The sequence below is a fragment of the Streptomyces sp. NPDC001056 genome, assembly GCF_053598955.1.
Genome location: NZ_JBSFLI010000004.1, coordinates 191,329 through 208,672, shown reverse-complemented (window position 1 = coordinate 208,672; position 17,344 = coordinate 191,329). Strand labels below are relative to the sequence as shown.

At 73.3% G+C, this 17,344-nt stretch carries 12 protein-coding genes and 1 pseudogene; 9 read left to right on the top strand and 4 right to left on the bottom strand.

The genetic code is table 11. The features are described from left to right. The first annotated feature begins 14 nt into the window (after positions 1-14). The 3 genes from ACWDD7_RS07300 (at position 15) to ACWDD7_RS07290 (ending at position 3,532) form a co-directional block, all read left to right on the top strand. On the top strand, positions 15-1,376 hold the full coding sequence (locus ACWDD7_RS07300; protein ID WP_450456666.1) for a hypothetical protein: 1,362 nt from the start codon (positions 15-17) through the stop codon (positions 1,374-1,376). 198 nt (positions 1,377-1,574) lie between these two features. Continuing rightward, positions 1,575-2,927 carry a cation:proton antiporter gene (locus tag ACWDD7_RS07295; RefSeq protein ID WP_351871833.1) on the top strand — a complete coding sequence of 451 codons (1,353 nt, stop codon included), beginning with the start codon at positions 1,575-1,577 and terminating at the stop codon, positions 2,925-2,927. Continuing rightward, complete coding sequence (locus ACWDD7_RS07290; protein WP_450456665.1) at positions 2,924-3,532, top strand: histidine phosphatase family protein; 609 nt, start codon at positions 2,924-2,926, stop codon at positions 3,530-3,532. The genes ACWDD7_RS07295 and ACWDD7_RS07290 overlap by 4 nt, the downstream gene beginning before the upstream one ends. A gap of 547 nt (positions 3,533-4,079) precedes the next feature. Here ACWDD7_RS07290 and ACWDD7_RS07285 read toward each other — a convergent pair. After that, positions 4,080-4,532: a MarR family winged helix-turn-helix transcriptional regulator gene (locus ACWDD7_RS07285; RefSeq protein WP_351871839.1), complete on the bottom strand. Its 453-nt coding sequence runs from the start codon at positions 4,530-4,532 to the stop codon at positions 4,080-4,082. A gap of 199 nt (positions 4,533-4,731) precedes the next feature. Between ACWDD7_RS07285 and ACWDD7_RS07280 the strand changes: the two genes are divergently transcribed. From ACWDD7_RS07280 to ACWDD7_RS07270, 3 genes are all read left to right on the top strand, one after another. Next, complete coding sequence (locus tag ACWDD7_RS07280) at positions 4,732-6,183, top strand: MFS transporter (RefSeq protein WP_450456664.1); 1,452 nt, start codon at positions 4,732-4,734, stop codon at positions 6,181-6,183. Positions 6,184-6,316: 133 nt separating this feature from the next. Next, positions 6,317-7,231, top strand: coding sequence for an RNA repair domain-containing protein (locus tag ACWDD7_RS07275; RefSeq protein WP_450456663.1), 915 nt, complete (start codon positions 6,317-6,319; stop codon positions 7,229-7,231). Positions 7,232-7,336: 105 nt separating this feature from the next. Further along, positions 7,337-7,954 carry a GNAT family N-acetyltransferase gene (locus ACWDD7_RS07270; RefSeq protein WP_450456662.1) on the top strand — a complete coding sequence of 206 codons (618 nt, stop codon included), beginning with the start codon at positions 7,337-7,339 and terminating at the stop codon, positions 7,952-7,954. Positions 7,955-8,064: 110 nt separating this feature from the next. On the opposite strand, the pseudogene ACWDD7_RS07265 reads toward ACWDD7_RS07270, so the two are convergent. The 3 genes and pseudogenes from ACWDD7_RS07265 to ACWDD7_RS07255 all read right to left on the bottom strand — a co-directional run. Next, positions 8,065-8,338, bottom strand: a pseudogene (locus ACWDD7_RS07265) (MerR family transcriptional regulator); the annotation flags it as partial. Between the two features lie 71 nt (positions 8,339-8,409). After that, complete coding sequence (locus tag ACWDD7_RS07260) at positions 8,410-8,967, bottom strand: carboxymuconolactone decarboxylase family protein (protein WP_450456661.1); 558 nt, start codon at positions 8,965-8,967, stop codon at positions 8,410-8,412. 126 nt (positions 8,968-9,093) lie between these two features. Then, positions 9,094-10,551, bottom strand: a complete 1,458-nt coding sequence (locus ACWDD7_RS07255; protein WP_450456660.1) for a CoA transferase — start codon at positions 10,549-10,551, stop codon at positions 9,094-9,096. A 135-nt stretch (positions 10,552-10,686) separates the two neighbouring features. Between ACWDD7_RS07255 and ACWDD7_RS07250 the strand changes: the two genes are divergently transcribed. The 3 genes from ACWDD7_RS07250 to ACWDD7_RS07240 are packed head-to-tail and all read left to right on the top strand — an operon-like array spanning position 10,687 to position 17,316. Further along, positions 10,687-11,025: an acyl carrier protein gene (locus ACWDD7_RS07250; RefSeq protein WP_392211963.1), complete on the top strand. Its 339-nt coding sequence runs from the start codon at positions 10,687-10,689 to the stop codon at positions 11,023-11,025. A 13-nt stretch (positions 11,026-11,038) separates the two neighbouring features. Continuing rightward, positions 11,039-15,736, top strand: coding sequence for a type I polyketide synthase (locus tag ACWDD7_RS07245; RefSeq protein WP_450456659.1), 4,698 nt, complete (start codon positions 11,039-11,041; stop codon positions 15,734-15,736). Further along, positions 15,733-17,316 (top strand): long-chain-fatty-acid--CoA ligase, encoded by a 1,584-nt coding sequence (locus ACWDD7_RS07240; protein WP_450456658.1) that lies wholly within the window; start codon positions 15,733-15,735, stop codon positions 17,314-17,316. The genes ACWDD7_RS07245 and ACWDD7_RS07240 overlap by 4 nt, the downstream gene beginning before the upstream one ends. The last annotated feature ends 28 nt before the right edge of the window (positions 17,317-17,344 follow it).

Genomic DNA, 17,344 nt, shown 5'->3' with positions numbered 1-17,344 from the left:
AGAGAGGAAGACGGATGACCGTGCTCCTGGAGGCGGACCCCTCGCCGGCGACGGGCCACCCGTGGTTCGGCCGCCATCGGCTGGCGCCCGCGGCCGGTGCCGCGACGCTCCGCGACATGCTGCGGCACGAGATACGGGACACGGGCTACTGGTACCAGACGCATCTGCCCGCCGCGCCGATCGCGCTGCCGAGCGCGTCGTACGCCGAGTTGTTCCGCGTCTCGCGGGCCCTGCTCGACCTGGTGCGCCGCACCGCCCTGGAGGCCGCGGCCACCACCGAGGGGCGGCTGGCCGCGTACCGCATGCCGGACAGCGAGCGACAGCTGTTCCTGGCCGACCGGTTCACCGAGGAGCGGTACGCGGACTGCGTGGCCCGTCCGGACATCGTGATCGGTCCGGACGGCCCGCAGTTCCTGGAGTTCAACGTCAGCGGAGCGCTCGGCGGACCGGTGGAGTTCCACTGCCGTATGGAGGTCTGGCGGCGGCTCTACACCGACGCCCGGGGGCGGTTGCCGTTCGGCTACCAGGACCCGTTCGCCGTACGCACCGAGATGTTCCGGCAGCTGTGTGCCGAGTTGGGGGTGCCGCCCCGGGTGGCGATCGCGGGCAGCGCCCGCGACCAGGGGGGCCGCACGCGGTACTTCGACCTGCAAGTGGACCACTTCAACAGCCACGGTCTGCTCGCGCGTTTCTTCGAGCCGGAGGATCTGCACGAGACCTGGGACTGCCCGCCCGGACTGCGGTACCCCGTGGGACTGCGGGACTTCACCATCCCGGACTGGGCCGAACTCGGCATCGACACCGCGCCGGTGCAGACCGCGCTGGACAACGGCTGCCTCCTGGTGGGCACCCAGACCTCCACCTTCCTGTCGAGCAAGCTGACCCTGGGCATGCTGTCGGAGGGCCGCCCGTGGATGAGCGCGGCCGAACGCGCCCTCGTCGACGCCTATCTGCCGTGGACCCGCGTTCTCTCCCACCGGTGGACGACCCGGGGCGAACGCAAGGTCGACCTGGTGGAGTTCGCCGTCGCCCATCGCGAGTCGCTGGTGCTCAAGGAGAGCATCGGCATGAGCGGACGGCAGGTCGTCATCGGCCGGCAGACCGGCCAGGCCGAGTGGGCGGCGGCGGTGACGGCTGCCGCGGAGACCGGCACCAGTGTGGTGCAGGAGTTCGTGGCGCCGCGCACCTGCCGGCTCGCGGTGGTGGCCGACGGGGTGGACGAGCCCTACGACACCGAGGTGGCCCCGGTGTTCGGGCCGCTGATGTTCGGCGGCCGTCCCGCGGGCCTGTTCGCGCGGTTCTTCGGCGACGGCAGGACGGGGATCGTCAGCGTCGCGGGCGCCGGATGCTCCGACGACTGCGTGGTCGCCGTGTAGGGGGCGGCCCACTCCGGAGGGCGACGGCCGGCTCCAGGGGTGCGGCCCGCTCCCGGGTTCACGAGCGGTTCCAGGGTCACGATCGGTTCCAGGGTCACGATCAGTTCCAGGCACGAGTAGTTCCAGGGGCACGACTGACAGAAGGGACACCCGTGGTTTCCACACCTGTCCGCGCACGTACGCAGGGAAGGAGGAGCCGTGTCCCTCAAAGCCGCTGAGGTGGCCCACCTCCTCCTCGCGCTCACCCTCCTGCTCACCGCCGCCCACCTCGGTGGCCAGTTGTTCGCACGCCTGCGCCAGCCCCAGGTCATCGGCGAGATAGCGGGCGGCCTGGTGCTCGGGCCGACGGTGCTCGGGGAGTTCGCCCCGGGGGCATGGCACTGGCTGTTCCCGGCCTCGGGCGCCACGTCGTACGTGCTCGGCGCCTTCTACCAGCTCGGCATGCTGCTGCTGGTGTACCTGACCGGCACCGAGCTGCGCGCCCGCCGCCGGGCCGGGGGCCGGCGCACCATCGCCTACGCCGCGGTCTCCGGTCTCGCCCTGCCCTTCGCCTTCGGGCTGGCCGTCGCCTCCGCCGTGCACACCGACGGCCTGACCGGCCCCAACGGCTCGCCCGCGGCCCTCGCGCTCGTCTTCGGCATGGCCGTCGCGGTCACCAGCGTGCCCGTCATCTCGCGCATCATGCTGGACCTCGGCATCCTGCGGACCCTGTTCGCGCGGATCGTCCTGGCCGTCGCCGTGGTCGAGGACATCCTTCTCTACGTCGTCCTCGCCATCGTCCTCGGCATGGCACAGGCGCGCGGCGCCGACGCGTACGGCCTGTGGGCGTCGTACGGTTCCGGCGAACTGCCGCCGACCGTCGCCTACTTCACCGTCGTACCCCTGCTGTTCCTCGCGCTGTCCCTGTGGCTGGGACCCCGGCTCCTCGAACGGCTGGCGCGGTCGCGGGCCAATGTGCTGGAGCGGCGCAGCCCGCTCGCCTTCCGGCTGGTCGTCGTCTTCCTGCTGTGCGCCGCCTGCGCGGGACTCGGTATCGACCCGATCTTCGGCGCGCTCGTGGCGGGCATGTGCGTGGCGGGCGCGTCCGGGGCCGGGGCGGAGCGGTCCCAGGAGACCCTGCGCCAGGTCTCCCTCGGCTTCTTCGTGCCGGTCTACTTCGCGATCGTCGGCATCAAGCTGGATCTGGTGCGCCACTTCGACCCGGTGTTCTTCTGCTGGTTCCTGGCGCTGGCCTGTCTGGTGAAGTCGGCCAGCGTCTGGCTCGGGGCGCGGCTGGCGGGAGAGACCTCCGCGGCGGCCAGGAACCTCGCCGTCGCGATGAACGCCCGCGGCGGTCCGGGCATCGTGCTCGCGTCCGTGGCGTTCGGCGCGCAGATCATCAACGAGAACTTCTTCACCTCGCTCGTGCTGCTGTCGATCGTCACCTCCCAGTTCGCGGGCTTCTGGCTGGGCCGGATCGTGGCCGGGGGGAAGCCGCTCATGCCGGGAGCCGCCGAGGAGGGCCCGGGGGCCGCGGCGGACCGGGAACCGCTCGTGGAGGACGTCCGGTGAAGATCTATCTCGTGCGTCACGGTCAGTCGCTGGGGCAGGGAGCCGGCCAGGGGCGCCGGGGAGGGGACACGGGTCTCAGCCCGCTCGGGCACAGCCAGGCCGGGCATCTGGCGCGGTGGCTCGCGGGCGACGGGCGCCTCGACGGCGACACCTCGCTCACGGTGGGCAGCCTGGTGACCAGCCCGCTGACGCAGGCCCGCGAGACGGCCGAGCACCTGCGCGCATCGCTGAGCCTGCCGGCCGACGTCCAACCCACGCTCGCCGAGGCCGACTTCGCCGTCCCCTCCGAACTCCCCTCGTCCAGCGCGCCGTTCACCAAGCGGCGCGGCACGCTCCTCTCCGAGCGCTATCTGGACTTCCGCTCCCAGGCGCGCACCGCCCTGGTCGAACTCACCCGCCGCGCCGAGGAGTCGGGCCGACCGGTCCTCGCGGTGGCCCACGGCGGACTGATCAGCACGGTCGTCCGGGCGGTCGCGGAATCCGACACCTTCTGCCTCAAGCTCTACCACTGCGGGATCACCGCGCTCGAATGGTCCGACGGCCGCTGGCGCCTCGCCCACGTCAATCTGTGGGACCACCTGCCGGTGCCGCTGCGCACCACATGAGTCGGGGCATCAGCCCGGCACGCTCCACGGCGATGCCGAAGTAGACCACGGTGGTCCCCGTCCGGTCCTTGCTCACCGTGGCTACACCGTGGCTCGGGCCGGTCCGCGTCCTGTGCCCGTGGATCGCCGCCGGCGCCGCCCTCGTCGGGCCTGGACGCCCGGCGGCACCGGCGCACCACCCTGCGTGGCCGGACATCGGTCAGGAGGTCCAGGACCCGTCGGCGGCGGACCCACCGAGGCGCCGGCGCCCACGGCGCTCCCCGTGCACCGCCGTCACTTCGGCGAACCGGAGCCCGGCCTGGTCGGCACGGTCCGCGGTCCGGACCAGCGGCCGGTCCCCCGGGGGCAGGCGACCGTGCTGGGCCCCGCCGGCCGCCGGCTGGTGTCCACGCTGACGGACGCCCGGGGCGAGTACGCCGCGACCGCCCTTCCCGAGGGCCGGCCGCCGCGCGCGGGCGGCGTCGTACGCGCGGACCTCCCGCCCCGGCACCGGGCGGGACCGGAGCCGGTCACGTGTGAGTACGGCGGCGGCGAAGGCGGGCGGGGCTCACGTCCGGGGCCACGGCCGGCCGGTGATCCGCTCCACGCTCGTGTTGAACCGCTGGAGGTAGCGGGCGAAGTTCTCCACGTCCTCGGCCGACCAGTCCTCGAAGACCCGGTCCAGGTCCTTGACGTGCAGGTCGCGTTCCTCCAGCAGCTTCCGCTCGCCCTCCTCGGTCAGCCGGAACTTGCGCGCCATGCCGCCCTCGGGGTCGGGGATCCGCTCCAGGAGCCCGGCCCGCATCGCGTGCGCGGTCTGCCGGTTGACGGTGGAGGCGTCGAGCTGGAAGGCGTCGCTGAGCTGCCCGATCGACATCGGTCCCTGGACGTGGATCCGGCTGAGCATGATGTACGCGCTCCGCTCCAGCCGGCCCTCGTGATGCCGGCGGGTGGTACTGCTCAGCTGATGCCGCCCGAGCACCATGTGCTCGAACTCGACCAGATGCGACGGCTTGCCCATGTACTGCCTCCTTCGGAAGTCGACCGTATCTCAGGGCCTCGCGGCGCAGGTGTCCCGTCCCGGCGCTCCCCCGCCACCCATGTGTCACACACAGGCGACGTGCATGACGCATGCGATATGAATAATGCATACGATGTGCATCATGCACACCCCTGGGGTGTGCCGACCCCGGACGACCGGACGAAACGAGGAGTCACCCATGGAAGCCCCGCAGCCGAGCCGCAGAACGGGCGGTATCGTCACCGCCCTGGCGCTCGCCGGAACCGTCGCCGCGATCATGCAGACCCTGGTGACCCCGCTCATCGCCGAGCTGCCGCAGATCCTGCACACCTCATCGTCGAACGCCGCCTGGGTGGTCACGGTCACCCTGCTCGTCGGCGGCGTCTGCGTGCCGGTGTCCGGACGCCTCGGCGACCTCGTGGGCAAGCGGCGCATGATGCTGGTCTGCGTGGTGCCGCTGGTGATCGGCTCGGTGGTGTGCGCCCTGTCCACGTCCGTCGTGCCGATGATCACCGGACGCGGTCTGCAGGGCATGGGCATGGGCATGATCCCGCTGGGCATCGCGCTGCTGCGGGACGTGCTCCCCGCCGAGAAGCTCAGCGGCTCCATCGCCCTGGTCAGCGCGTCCATGGGCATCGGCGGCGCGATCGGGCTGCCCCTCGCCGCCGCGGTCGCGCAGTACGCCGACTGGCAGCAGCTGTTCTGGGGATCGTCCGTCCTCGCCCTGATCGTCGGCGTGCTGATCTTCGTCGTCGTACCGGACGTCCCCGCCGCCGCCAAGGGACAGCGCTTCGACGCGCTCGGCGCGCTCGGGCTCGCCATCGGCCTGGTCGCGCTGCTGCTGGCGATCTCCAAGGGCGCCGACTGGGGCTGGGCCTCGGGCACCACGCTCGGGCTGTTCGCGGTCGCCGTCGTCGCCCTGCCCGCCTGGGGCCTCTGGGAGCTGCGCACCCGCGACCCGCTGATCGACCTGCGCACCACGGCCCGCCCGCGGGTGCTGATCACCAACGCCGCGTCGGTCCTCATCGGCGTCGGCATGTACTCGTTCATGCTGATCGCGCCGCAGGTGCTGCAGTTCCCGAAGGCCACCGGCTTCGGCCTCGGCCAGTCGATGCTCGCGGCGGGCCTGTGGATCGCGCCCGGCGGCATCATGATGATGCTCGTCTCCCCGCTCGGCGGAAAACTGATCAACGCGCGCGGCCCGAAGATCGCGCTCGTCTGCGGCGCCCTGGTGATCGCGGTGGGCTACGCACTCGCGCTGCCGCTCATGGGAACGGCCTGGGGCATCATGCTCGCCGGGATCGTCATCAACAGCGGCGTCGCCCTCGCCTACGGCTCCATGCCCGCGCTCATCATGAGCTCGGTGCCGGTCTCCGAGACCGCCGCGGCCAACGGCTTCAACACCCTGATGCGCTCGCTCGGCACCACGATCGGCTCGGCCGTGATCGGCGTGGTGCTGGCCCACATGACCGTCGACCTGGGCGGCTACACCATCGCCTCCGAGGACGGCTTCCGCACCGGCCTCCTGATCGGCTGCGGCGTCGCCGTCCTCTCCGCCGCCGTCGCCTCGCTCATCCCGTCCCTGCGCAAGGAGCCCGAGGCAGCCGACCGGCGACCGGCCGCGGCCGACCAGGCCCCGGCCCGCCCCTGAGGCAACGGTGTGCCCGGTCCCACGCGGACCGGGCACACCGCGGGCACAGCCGTCGGAAGCCGGTGAACGTGCCCCCGAGGACGGCACGAGCGGCACCCTGGAGGAGAAGGCGCGGCGCGCGAGAGGAGTCGTGATGCGGACCAGCGACGAGATCTACCACCGGGTCCGCTGGGACGCGCGGTTCGACCCGGCCCGGTTCGTGCTGGGGATCAGCGAACGCGGGGACGGCTGCACACGCGTCCCGCTGCCCTACTTCGTCCCCGGGGGCGACATCCCGTGGCACCGGGTGGTGTTCATCGAGGCGGACGGCGAGGTGGTCTGGGACCGGGCCACGGGGGTGGACCGCGTCGACGCCTCGGGCGCCGGCCGGATACGGAACCCGCACGCTGACCCGGTCCTCGGCACGGGCTGCGGCGGGGGCGAGCCCGTCGGCGTCCTCGACGTGCCCCCGACGCCCCGGACGGCACTGGCCTGGATCCCGCCCGCGGAGCTGTGGCCGCCGATCCAGGACATCCGCCAGGACTACGATCCCCAGATCCACCGCTGGCCGCCGCACGTCAATGTGCTCTTCGGCTTCGTACCGGAGTCCGACTTCGGGCGCGCCGCCCCCCTGCTCGCCGCGGCCATGGCCGCCACCCCGGTCTTCACCGCCCGGCTGGACGGCGTGCGCACCTTCCGGCACCGGGCGTACTCCACCGTCTGGCTCGACCCGGCGGCGGCCGGCGCGGCGCCCTGGACAGCCCTGCACCACGCACTGCGCCTGCGGTTCCCGCGCTGCCACGGGCCCGCCGAGCACTTCATCCCGCATCTGTCCCTGGGCCGGACCCGGGATCCCCGGCGCGTCGGCACCGACTGCGCCGCCCGGCTCGACACCATGACCGCGACCGTCTGGGAACTCGTCCTGCTCGCACGGCGGGGCGACGGCCCGATGCGTCCCCGGGCCACGGTCGCCCTGCGCACCGGCGAACTCCGCCGGCTCCCCGAACCCCGCCCCGGAACCCCGGGCCCGGAGGACACGGCATGGCTCTCCGAGATCACCGACAGGTGAGGGTCACGGCGTCGTGGCCGTCCCCCGGCACCCCACCGCAGCGCGCGTCCCGGTGGCGCGGATAAACGGGAGGACACCTGGCCATGCGCTGGGCACAATGCGGCCATGGTTGATCACGCGCGACGCGCGACGCGCCCCGGCTTCCTCGACAAGCCCACGCTGCGCGGGGAACGGGTGCTGCTCCGGCCGGTCACGGTCGACGACGTGCCCGCGCTGCTGCCCATGTTCCGCGACGCGGAGGCCTCACGGCTGACCGGCAGTCATGGCGACGGCGAGCCCGACGAGGCACGGATACGCACCTGGTACGAGACCCGTGGGGCCCAGGACGACCGGCTGGACCTCGCCGTGGTCGAACTGACGACGGGGAACGTCGTCGGGGAGGCGGTCCTCAACGCGTGGGACCCGGGCAACGAAAGCTGCGGCTTCCGCATCTGCCTCGTCCCCGGTACCTACGGGCACGGCCTGGGCACCGAGGCGACGCGGCTGATCGTCGGCCACGGCTTCGAGGAACTGGGGCTGCACCGCGTCTCCCTGGAGGTCTACGCCTTCAACCCGAGGGCCCGCCGTGTCTACGAGAAGGCGGGGTTCGTCGCCGAGGGCGTGTTGCGCGACGCCCTGCTGTGGGAGGGCGAGCGGGTGGACGCGGTGGTGATGTCGATCCTGGCACCGGAGTGGTTCCGGCATCGTGGGCGACCGGAAGCGGCCGACCACGGGCCGGCCTGACCGCGCCGCTCCCCCTCGCCCGGCGGCCCGCCGCACGACGGTTCAGGCCACGAGCAGGCGGAGGCCGAGTTCCGCCGCGTCGAGGGCGAGCAGGTCACGGTTGCGTTCGGCCCAGCGGCCCGAGGAGAGGTCCTCGCGGAGTGCGTCGCCGGGTCGTCCACCAGATCCGCGATCTCGCGCAGCCCGAACCCCAGCCGCCGGTAGGCGAGCACCTCCCGCAGCCGCTCCACGTCCGGCGCCGCGTAGGCCCGGTACCCGGCCGCGGTCCGCGCGGACGGGCCGCACGAGGCCGATCTCGTCGTAGTGGTGCAGCGTGCGGACGGTCACGCCGGCCAGCTCGGCCACCCGTCCCACGGTCAGGTGCTCTTCCACGCCACCGACCATGCGGCATGACGCCGCGTGAGGGTCAAGCGGGTCAGGACTTCACGCCTCCTCTCGCGCCGGTGCCGGGGAGTTCAGCGGCTGTGCATGGTCTGTGCCATGCGGACCAGTTCGTCGGTTCCGGCCGCGTCGATCTCGACGTCGAGGACGGTGCAGACGCGCCCGACGAGGAAGTAGAAGCCCGCCAGGACGAGGGTCTCGACGATCTGTTCCGACGTGTAGTGGGCGCTCACGGCCGTGAGGAGGGCCTCGTCCACGAAGGGCGACGCGGCCGCGGCCGCCGCGAAGCCCAGCAGCGCCCGCTGGGCGGGGGTGAAGACATCGGCGTCGTAGCGCCGTTGGCGCAGGGCCGCGCGCTGGTCGTCCGTGACACCCACGGCGCGGGAGATGGGAACGTGCTGCGCCCACTCGTACTCGGCCTCGAACGTGGTGCCGTAGGTGAGGATGAGCAGTTCGCGGTCCATGGCGGTGAGGCTGGCGTCGGCGAAGAGCGCGGCGCCCAGCCGGGCTATCTGCGTGACCGACCGGGGCGCGTGGCCGAGGACGCGGTACACGTTGATGACGCGCCCCTGGCTGAGGCTGCGCAGGGCTTCGGGCAGGGCCTCGGTGTCGAGGCAGGGGATACGGGACATGATCCGACTCCTTGGAACGGGCCGGTGCGCGAGGACCGGCAGGGGCGGCGGTGGGGCGGGGCGCCCCCCGGTGGGCGAGGCGTGGGCTGACGGAGTGGGGTACGGGCGTGGCGCGCGGGCGGGACGTCAGGACGACGCGGGGTTCTCGTCCCAGCAGGGGCGGGACGAGCCTCGGGGCACCAGGAGCGGCCCGCGCCAGGCGGGCGGGGTCTCACTGAAACTGACGGGCGGGGCGACGAGGGAGAGGTCGCCGAGGGGGGTGGGCCGGGTGAGGCGGCGGGGCGGCGGCAGCGGGGTCGGGGGCAGGAGCCGTTCGCACTGCTCGCGGGTGAGGGTGCCCAGTTGCCACGCCCAGTTGGCGACGCCGGCGAGGGAGACCCGCACCTGGTAGCTGCCGCCCTCGTGGGCTCGTCGCAGGACCGCGCTCATCACGCCGGCGGCGGCGAGATAGGCGGCGAGGTAGTCGTTGAGCATGCGGCCGGGCGGCAACTGGGGCCGCCCGGCCCGCCGTTCGCTCCAGTTGACCCCGGTCAGGGCCTGGGCGTGCTGGTCGAAGCCGCCCCGGTCCTGCCAGGGGCCGGTGTGGCCGTAGGCGCGGACGGAGACGTGGATGATGCCGGGCGAGATCTCGGCGCACTCCTCGGGGCCGAGTCCGAGCCGGGCCATCTTGGCGGGCCGGTGGTTGTGCACGAAGACGTCCGCGGTGCGCAGCAGTTCGTCGAAGGCGCGCCGGCCCTCGCCGCCGGTGTCCAGGGCGAGGCGGGCGGAGCGCAGGCCGACGCCCGTCTCGTTCCAGCACAGGTCGTGGTCGAAGGCGTTCGGCTCGCACACGTGCAGCACGTCGGCGCCCTGCTCGGCGAGGACGCGGCCGGTGGCGGTGCCCGCGAAGACGTGGGTGAACTGCAGGGAGCGCAGCGCGGACAGCGGCTGGGCGGCGGCCGGCAGCGGCCGCGGCGGGGCGTCGCCCACACGTTCGACGGACACGAGGGGTTCGGCGAGCACGGCCCGGCCCTGGGGGTGGGCGAGGAACTCCTCCCTGCTGCGGACGATCGCCAGGGGGACGCCCCGGGCGGCCGCCGCCTCCTCCAGGTCCCAGGAGACCCATCGGGCGACGGCCGCGCCGATGCGCTCGCGGGTGTGCGCGGTGCCGAGCAGGTCGAGGAAGGCGTCCCGGGTGCTCGGGTAGCAGGCGATCGGGATGGCCCAGCGGTCGTCCGCGGTGCGGTACAGGTCCCACAGGGCGGGGGCCAGGGAGCCGTCGAGTCCGAGGACGCTGCCCATGTTGGAGCCGTAGCCGTTCAGGGTGTTGCCGCCGCCGAGGTAGGGCGTCAGCTGGTGCATCGCCTGCCCGAGGTCCAGTCCCAGCCGCTGCGGGCGGCCCGTCGCGGCGTGCCAGATCTGTGCCGCGCCGACGGCGGCGGACAGCAGGGCTATGCCCATCGCCGAGCCCAGCCGGATGGTGGACGGCACCAGCGGATCGTGTCCGCGCACGACGAGTTCGCTGACCGCGTCGTCGCGCGACAGGCCCAGCGTCTTCAGTGTCCTGTCTAATTCACCGACCAGATCGAATTCGTTTTCCTCCATGCCCGGAAACATAGCACCGATCTGGTGGCGTCAAACCGATCGAGCGCTATTTTCGTTTGACGGCGGGGGCAGTGCGACCGAAAGCCGGACCGTCATCAGCCGACTGTCAGTTCATTATCAGGAAGGGCTGGTTCGGTGGGGCTGAAGCAGTCGATTCGTAGAGAGGCGGTGACGTGGGTGTCGCATGATTTTCCCGCCGTGGAGGAGCTGAATTTCCTGCCGGATCACGAGCGCCGGGAACTCATCGAGGACCTGGTGGTCGAGGAGTTCAGGAACGCCCTTTTCATGACCGACCGCGAGGAGTTCTCGCTGGATGTGGGCTTCTTCGATCTGGGACTCACCTCACTGCGACTCAGCGAGGTGAAGCTTTCCCTGGAGCGTAAGCTGGGGCGCGAGATTTCGACGGCCGCTCTTTTCGGCCACCCGACCGCCGGACAGTTGATAGACCATCTCTGCGCGCGATCCGTTTCCTGACCGGGGGGAATAAATGTCGGACACCTCGAATCCCGCGGCGGCCGAGCTGGCCGCCGCACTCGCTGAACTGCGACGCACGGAAGAAGCGCTCGCCGCCCTTGAGAAGGAGAAATACGAGCCCATCGCCGTCGTCGGCATGGGGCTGCGCATTCCGGGCGGGAACGACGACGTCGACACTTTCGCCGAGTTCCTGCGCGAGGGCCGTTCGGGCATCGGACCCCTGCCCGCCGGCGAGCGCCGTCAGATGGCCCCGGACACGGCGGCCGCCGGCGCCCCGGAGGCCGAGCACGCCGTCCCGGGCGGGGAAGCGGCCGGCGACTGGCCGCGCGGCGGCTTCGTACGCGACGTCGACCGGTTCGACGCCGCCTTCTTCTCGATCTCGCCCAAAGAAGCCCCCTACATCGACCCCCAGCAGCGACTGGCCCTCCAGACGGCCTGGGAGGCACTGGAGCACGCCGGGATCGACCCGACCTCGCTGCGGCACGGCGACACGGGCGTGTTCATGGGCGTCACCACCCTCGACTACATCTTCGAGTCCACCGGTCTCGCCCCCGCGGACCTCGACGGCTACCTCGCGCCCGGGCTGAGCCACAGCGCGGTCTCGGGCCGGCTGTCGTTCTTCCTCGGACTGCGCGGGCCGTGCATGACCGTCGACACCACCTGCTCCTCGTCGCTGACCGCCACTCACCTGGCCGTGCAGGCCCTGCGCGGCGGCGAGTGCGGCATCGCGCTGAGCGGCGGCGTCAACGTCATCCACAACGCGCAGAACCACACCATCCTGTCCCTGGGCGGGGTGCTCTCCGCCGACGGGCAGTGCAAGACCTTCGACGAGCGGGCCGACGGCTACGCCCGTGCCGAGGGCTGCGGGGTGCTGGTCCTCAAGCGGCTGTCCGACGCGCTGCGGGACGGCGACACGGTGCACGCCGTGATCCGGGGCTCCGCGGTCGGTCAGGACGGCGAGAGCGCGGGCCTGGTGGCCCCCAACGGCGCCGCCCAGGAACAGGTCATGCGCTCCGCCCTGGCCCGGTGCCGCCTGACGCCCGGCGACATCCAGTACGTCGAGGCCCACGGCACGGGCACCGCGCTCGGGGACCCCACCGAGATGGACGCGATCAGCGACGTGTTCGCGGAGTCCCACAGCAACGACCGCCCCGTGCTGGTGGGTTCGCTGAAGACGAACATCGGGCACATGGAGGGCGCGGCCGGTGCCGGCTCGCTCATCAAGGCGGTGCTGCAACTGCGGGAGCGGACCGTCTTCCCGCACCTGAACCTCGTCACCCCCTCCCGGCGCATCGCCTGGGACGACGCCCCCGTCACCGTCCCGACCGAGTGCCGCCCCTGGCCCGGGGCCGGCACCGCGCGCGCGATGGTGAACGGGTTCGGGGTGACGGGCACGATCGCCTCCGTCGTCCTGGAGGAGGCACCGGTCGCGACGACCGGCGCGCGGCCGCCCGGGACGGGCAGGCGGACGGACGAGGCGGACACCCGGACGAACGAGGCCGGAGCGCAGGCGTCCGAGGCGGACACCCGGGCGAACGAGGCCGGCGGGCAGGCGGACGAGGCCGCCGATCCGCGCCCCAGCGCCCTGCTCACCCTGTCCGCCAAGAGCCGCACCTCGCTGCGCCGCCTCGCCGAGCGCTACCTCGACCACCTGGAGCGGCATCCCGACGTCCCGGTCGCCGACCTGTGCCGGACCTCCAACACCGGCCGCGCGCACTTCCGCTACCGGATCGCCGAGGTGGTGGGCGACCGGGACGCCGCCGTACGGGCGCTGGGCAGGCACGTCGCCGATCCGGCGGCCGGCACCGCCCGCGGCGCCGGCTCGGCGAGCGCCCCGAAGGTGGCGTTCCTCTTCTCCGGCACCGGCACGCAGTACCCCGGCATGGGCGCCGCGCTCTACCGGCAGTACCCGGTCTTCCGGGCCGCGCTGGACGAGTGCGACCGCATCCTGACCCCGCTGCTCGGCGTCCCCCTCGGCGAGCTGGTGCGCGGGGAGTGCGCGGCGCCCGAGCGCATCCACGAACCGCGCTTTCTGCAACCCGCGCTGTTCAGCCTCGAATACGCGATGGCCCGGCTGTGGCTGTCCTGGGGCGTGCGCCCCTCGGTGCTGATGGGCCACAGCCTGGGCGAGTTCGCCGCCGCCGCGGTGGCCGGCCTGTTCTCGCTCCGGGACGGGGCCCGGCTGGTGGCCGCCCGCGGACGGCTCAGCGAGGCGGTGCGCAGCAAGGGCGGCATGGCGGCGGTGGGCGCGCCGGCCGCGGAGGTCGCCCCGCTCCTCGACGGCTACCCGGACCTCACCATCGGCGCCGTCAACGGCCCCGGCCAGTGCCTGCTGACCGGGGGCGACGAGTCGCTGGCCGACGCGGGCCTGCGCCTGGCGGAACGCGGTGTGAAGGTCACCCCGCTGCGCGGCGCGGTGCCGTACCACTCGCCGCTGATGGCCGAGATCGTCGACGAGTTCCGCGAGGTGCTCGCCACCGTCGAGTTCCGTACGCCGACCATGGCGCTGGTGTCCAACGTGACCGGGCGCGTGGCCCGCGGACGGCAGATGGCGGACCCCGAGTACTGGATCAGGCATCTGCTCGAACCGGTGCAGTTCGAGGCCGGTGTCCGGGCGGTGGACCAGCGCGGGCGGCACGTCTTCGTCGAGCTGGGTCCCTCGGCCGCGCTCACCGCGCTGGCCCGGGCCACGGCCGGTGAGGCGGACCACGTCTGGCTGAGCAGCACCTTCCGCGACGACCACGACGGCGACATGATCCGCCGGTCCCTGGGCAAGGCGTACGAGGCGGGCGTGCCGGTCTCCTGGGCCGGCTACCACGAGGGTGCGCCCCGGCACCGGATCACCCTGCCGTCGTACCCCTTCGACGGCAAGCGGTACTGGCTGCCCACCCCGCAGCGCCGCGCCGCCGAGGCCGCCTGGCAGGCGGAGCGGACCGGCGAGGACGTGCGGGGCGCGAACGGCGGCCTGTACTACGAGCAGCACTGGGTGTCCCAGGACCTGCCCGCCACCCGGCGGGAGGGACGGCGGGTGCTCGTCGTGGGCGACCCGGCCCGGCTGCCGCACGCGCTGGCCGAGGCCGCCGCCGCGGAGGAGGTCGACCTCGCCGTCGCCGCCGGCCCGACGGCCCTGGCCGACGCCCTGGACGGCGCGCCGCCCACCGACGTGTGCTGGCTGTGGCGCACCGACGGCGCCCAGCCGGGCGAGGAGGGCGTGGCGGCGCGACTGCGGGCCGAGTGCGAGGCCAACTACCGTGAACTGCTCGCCGTGCTGGACACCCTGGCCCGCAAGGGCTTCGGCCGTGGCCAGCGGCTGTGGCTGGTCAGCGCGGGCGCGCAGCACCTGCCCGGCGACAAGGGCACCGCACCGGCGGCTGCGGCCACCCTGTGGGGCTTCGGCCGGGCCCTGGGCGTGGAGTTCCCCGGGTACCGGGTGACTCTGGTGGACCTGGCGCCCGCCGCCGAGGGCACCGGCGCCGGCGACCAGGCCGACGGCGCCGCCGGACTGGTGCGGGAGTGGCTGGCGGCCCAGGAGAGCGAACTGGAGATCGTCCACCGCGACGGCGGGCGCTGGGTGCGCAGGCTGCGTGCGGCCGACGCCGTGCCCCCGGCTTCCCGGCCGTTGGCCGTGCGTCCCGACCGCACCTATGTCGTGGCCGGCGCCACGGGCATGGTCGGCAGGGCCGTCGCGCGCCGGCTGGCCGGTCTCGGCGCCCGCCGCCTGGCGCTGCTGAGCCGCACCGGTGGTCCGGCCCCCTCCCTCGGCGACGGCGTCACGGTGAGCGTCCACCCCTGCGACCTCGGCTCCGCACCGGACGTCGACCGCGTGCTGGCCGAACTCGCCGACACCGCACCCCCGTTGGGCGGCATCGTGCACGCCGCCCAGGAGAGGGCGCAGGACCTGCCGCTCGCCCAGCAGACCTGGGAAAGCCTGGACGCCGGTTTCCGCGCGAAGGTCTACGGCGCCTGGCTGCTGCACGAGGCGACCGCCGGCCTGCCCGAGCTGGACTTCTTCCTCGCCTGCTCCACGGCCGGCGCCCTGCTCGGTGCCGCCACGCAGACCGGCGCGGGCGCGGGCAACGCCTTCCTGGACCACCTGATGGCACGGCGCGCCGGCGCGGGCCTGCCCGCCACCGTCGTCAACTGGGGCCCGTGGGCGCCCCGGGAGCCCGGTCGGCAGCTCAGCTCCTCCCTGGTCCGCAGCTGGGAGGGCCAGGGCATCACCCTCCTGGAGCAGGACGAGGCCACCGAGGCGCTGCCCGCGCTGCTGGACGCCGGGCGCACCCAGGTCCTCATGGGGCACTGCGACTGGGGCCGCTTCGTGGCCCGCAGGGCGCCGAGCGCGCTCTTCGCCGAGCTGGTCCCGGCGCCCGCCGCGGACGGGGCGCCGACCGGCATCGACGCCCTGGCCGACGCCCCCGCGAACGCCCGCTCGGCCGGGATCAACGCGATCGTGCGGACCCGGCTCGCGGACGTGCTGCGCTTCGAGTCGGCCGACGACATCGAACCCGACGCCGAACTGGCCGCCCTGGGCATGGACTCGCTCAACGCGGTCGAGATCCGCAACTCGCTGGAGGCCGCCTTCCGGGTCACGCTGCCGACGTCCGTCACCTTCGACCGGCCCACCGTGGACCTGCTCGGCGCGTACATCGAACAGCTGCTGTCCGGTGCCGAGGCACCGGCGCACGAGGCAGGAACGGGAGCACACCGATGACCACGTCGACACGACCGCGGACCCTGCGGGCAGTGATCGCGCGGCACGCCGCGCTGCGGCCGGACCAGCCGGCCGTCGTCTGCGCGGGCCGCACCCTCACCTACCGGGAACTGGACCGGGAGAGCGAACGCACGGCCCGGGTGCTGCGCGCCTGCGGTGTCGGACCCGGCTCCCGCGTGGGCTACCTCGGCAAGGAGGCCGTGGAGTACTGGGAGCTGGCCTTCGCCTGCGCCCGCACGGGCGCGGTCCTGGTCCCCGTCAACTGGCGGCTGACCGCGCAGGAGGTGGACCACATCCTGCGCGACTCCACCACCGAGGTGCTCCTCGTGGACGAGGAGCACCTGCCGGTGGCCGCCGAGGTGCAGAAGGGCCTGCCCACGCTGCGCACCGTGCTGTGTCTGGACGCCGACACCCCCGGCGCCGCGTCCCTGGCCGCCCGCAAGGGCTCGCTGTCCGGCGCGCCCGAGCCCGCGGGCGAAGGGGCGGACGGCGGCGACGGCGGCGAGGACAGCCCCGTCGTGCAGATCTACACGAGCGGCACCAGCGGCCTGCCCAAGGGCGTCGTCCTCGCCCACCGCAGCTTCTTCAACGTCGCCGAGGCGATGGAGGACAACGGCCTCGACTGGCTCGACTGGCTTCCCGGCGACCGCGCCCTGATCGGCCTGCCCGGCTTCCACATCGGCGGCCTGTCCTACGGCATGCAGGCGTTCAACGCCGGTGCCACGGTGGTCTCGCTGCCCGCCTTCATCAGTTCCGACGCGGTACGGGTGATCGAGACGGAGCGGGTCACCACCGCCATCGTGGCGCCCGCCATGCTGGAGCTGATGCTCCTCGAACCGGCCGCCGCCCGGGGCGCCCTCGGCTCACTGCGCAAGGTGGTCTACGGCGGCTCCCCGATCGGCGAGGACCTGCTGAACCGCGCGATCGACGTCCTCGACTGCCACTTCCTCCAGATCTACGGCAGCAGCGAGACCGGCAACTTCGCCCTCTGCCTGCCGCCCGCCGACCATGTCCCCGGCAGCCCGCGGCTACGCGCGGCGGGCCGCCCGTACCCGGGGATCGAGGTGCGCATCGAGGACCCCGAGGGCAGGGAACTGCCCACCGGCGAGGTCGGGGAGGTCTGTGTGCGCACACCCGCCCGGATGCTCGGCTACTGGCGGCTGCCCGAGGCCACGGGGCGCACCGTGGTCGACGGATGGGTGCACATGGGGGACGCCGGCTACCTGGACGAGGACGGGTACCTCCACGTCCGCGACCGGGTCAACGACATGATCGTCGTCGCCGGGGAGAACGTCTACCCGAAGGAGATCGAGGACGCCCTCGCACGGCACCCCGCCGTGGCCGGGGCGGCCGTGGTGGGCCTGCCGCACGAGCGGTGGGGGGAGTCCGTGCACGCCCGGGTGGTCCTGGAGCCCGGGCAGCAGGCCGGGGCGCGGGACCTGCTGCTGTTCCTGCGCGGCCGGCTCGCCGACTTCAAGATCCCGACGTCGTACGACTTCGCCGAAGCGCTGCCCCGCAACCCCAGCGGGAAGATCCTTCGGCGGGCGGTACGCGACGAACTGGCCGCCGCGCGCGGCTGATCTCCCGCGCGCACGGAAGGACGGCCCG

Excerpts from the sequence above, each read along its gene's own strand:
- ACWDD7_RS07300 (WP_450456666.1), top strand. The coding sequence starts at position 15 with ATGACCGTGCTCCTGGAGGCGGACCCCTCGCCGGCGACGGGCCACCCG.
- ACWDD7_RS07285 (WP_351871839.1), bottom strand. The coding sequence starts at position 4,532 with ATGGGCAAGCCGTCGCATCTGGTCGAGTTCGAGCACATGGTGCTCGGG.
- ACWDD7_RS07280 (WP_450456664.1), top strand. The coding sequence starts at position 4,732 with ATGGAAGCCCCGCAGCCGAGCCGCAGAACGGGCGGTATCGTCACCGCC.
- ACWDD7_RS07275 (WP_450456663.1), top strand. The coding sequence starts at position 6,317 with ATGCGGACCAGCGACGAGATCTACCACCGGGTCCGCTGGGACGCGCGG.
- ACWDD7_RS07270 (WP_450456662.1), top strand. The coding sequence starts at position 7,337 with ATGGTTGATCACGCGCGACGCGCGACGCGCCCCGGCTTCCTCGACAAG.
- ACWDD7_RS07260 (WP_450456661.1), bottom strand. The coding sequence starts at position 8,967 with ATGTCCCGTATCCCCTGCCTCGACACCGAGGCCCTGCCCGAAGCCCTG.
- ACWDD7_RS07255 (WP_450456660.1), bottom strand. The coding sequence starts at position 10,551 with ATGGAGGAAAACGAATTCGATCTGGTCGGTGAATTAGACAGGACACTG.
- ACWDD7_RS07245 (WP_450456659.1), top strand. The coding sequence starts at position 11,039 with ATGTCGGACACCTCGAATCCCGCGGCGGCCGAGCTGGCCGCCGCACTC.
- ACWDD7_RS07240 (WP_450456658.1), top strand. The coding sequence starts at position 15,733 with ATGACCACGTCGACACGACCGCGGACCCTGCGGGCAGTGATCGCGCGG.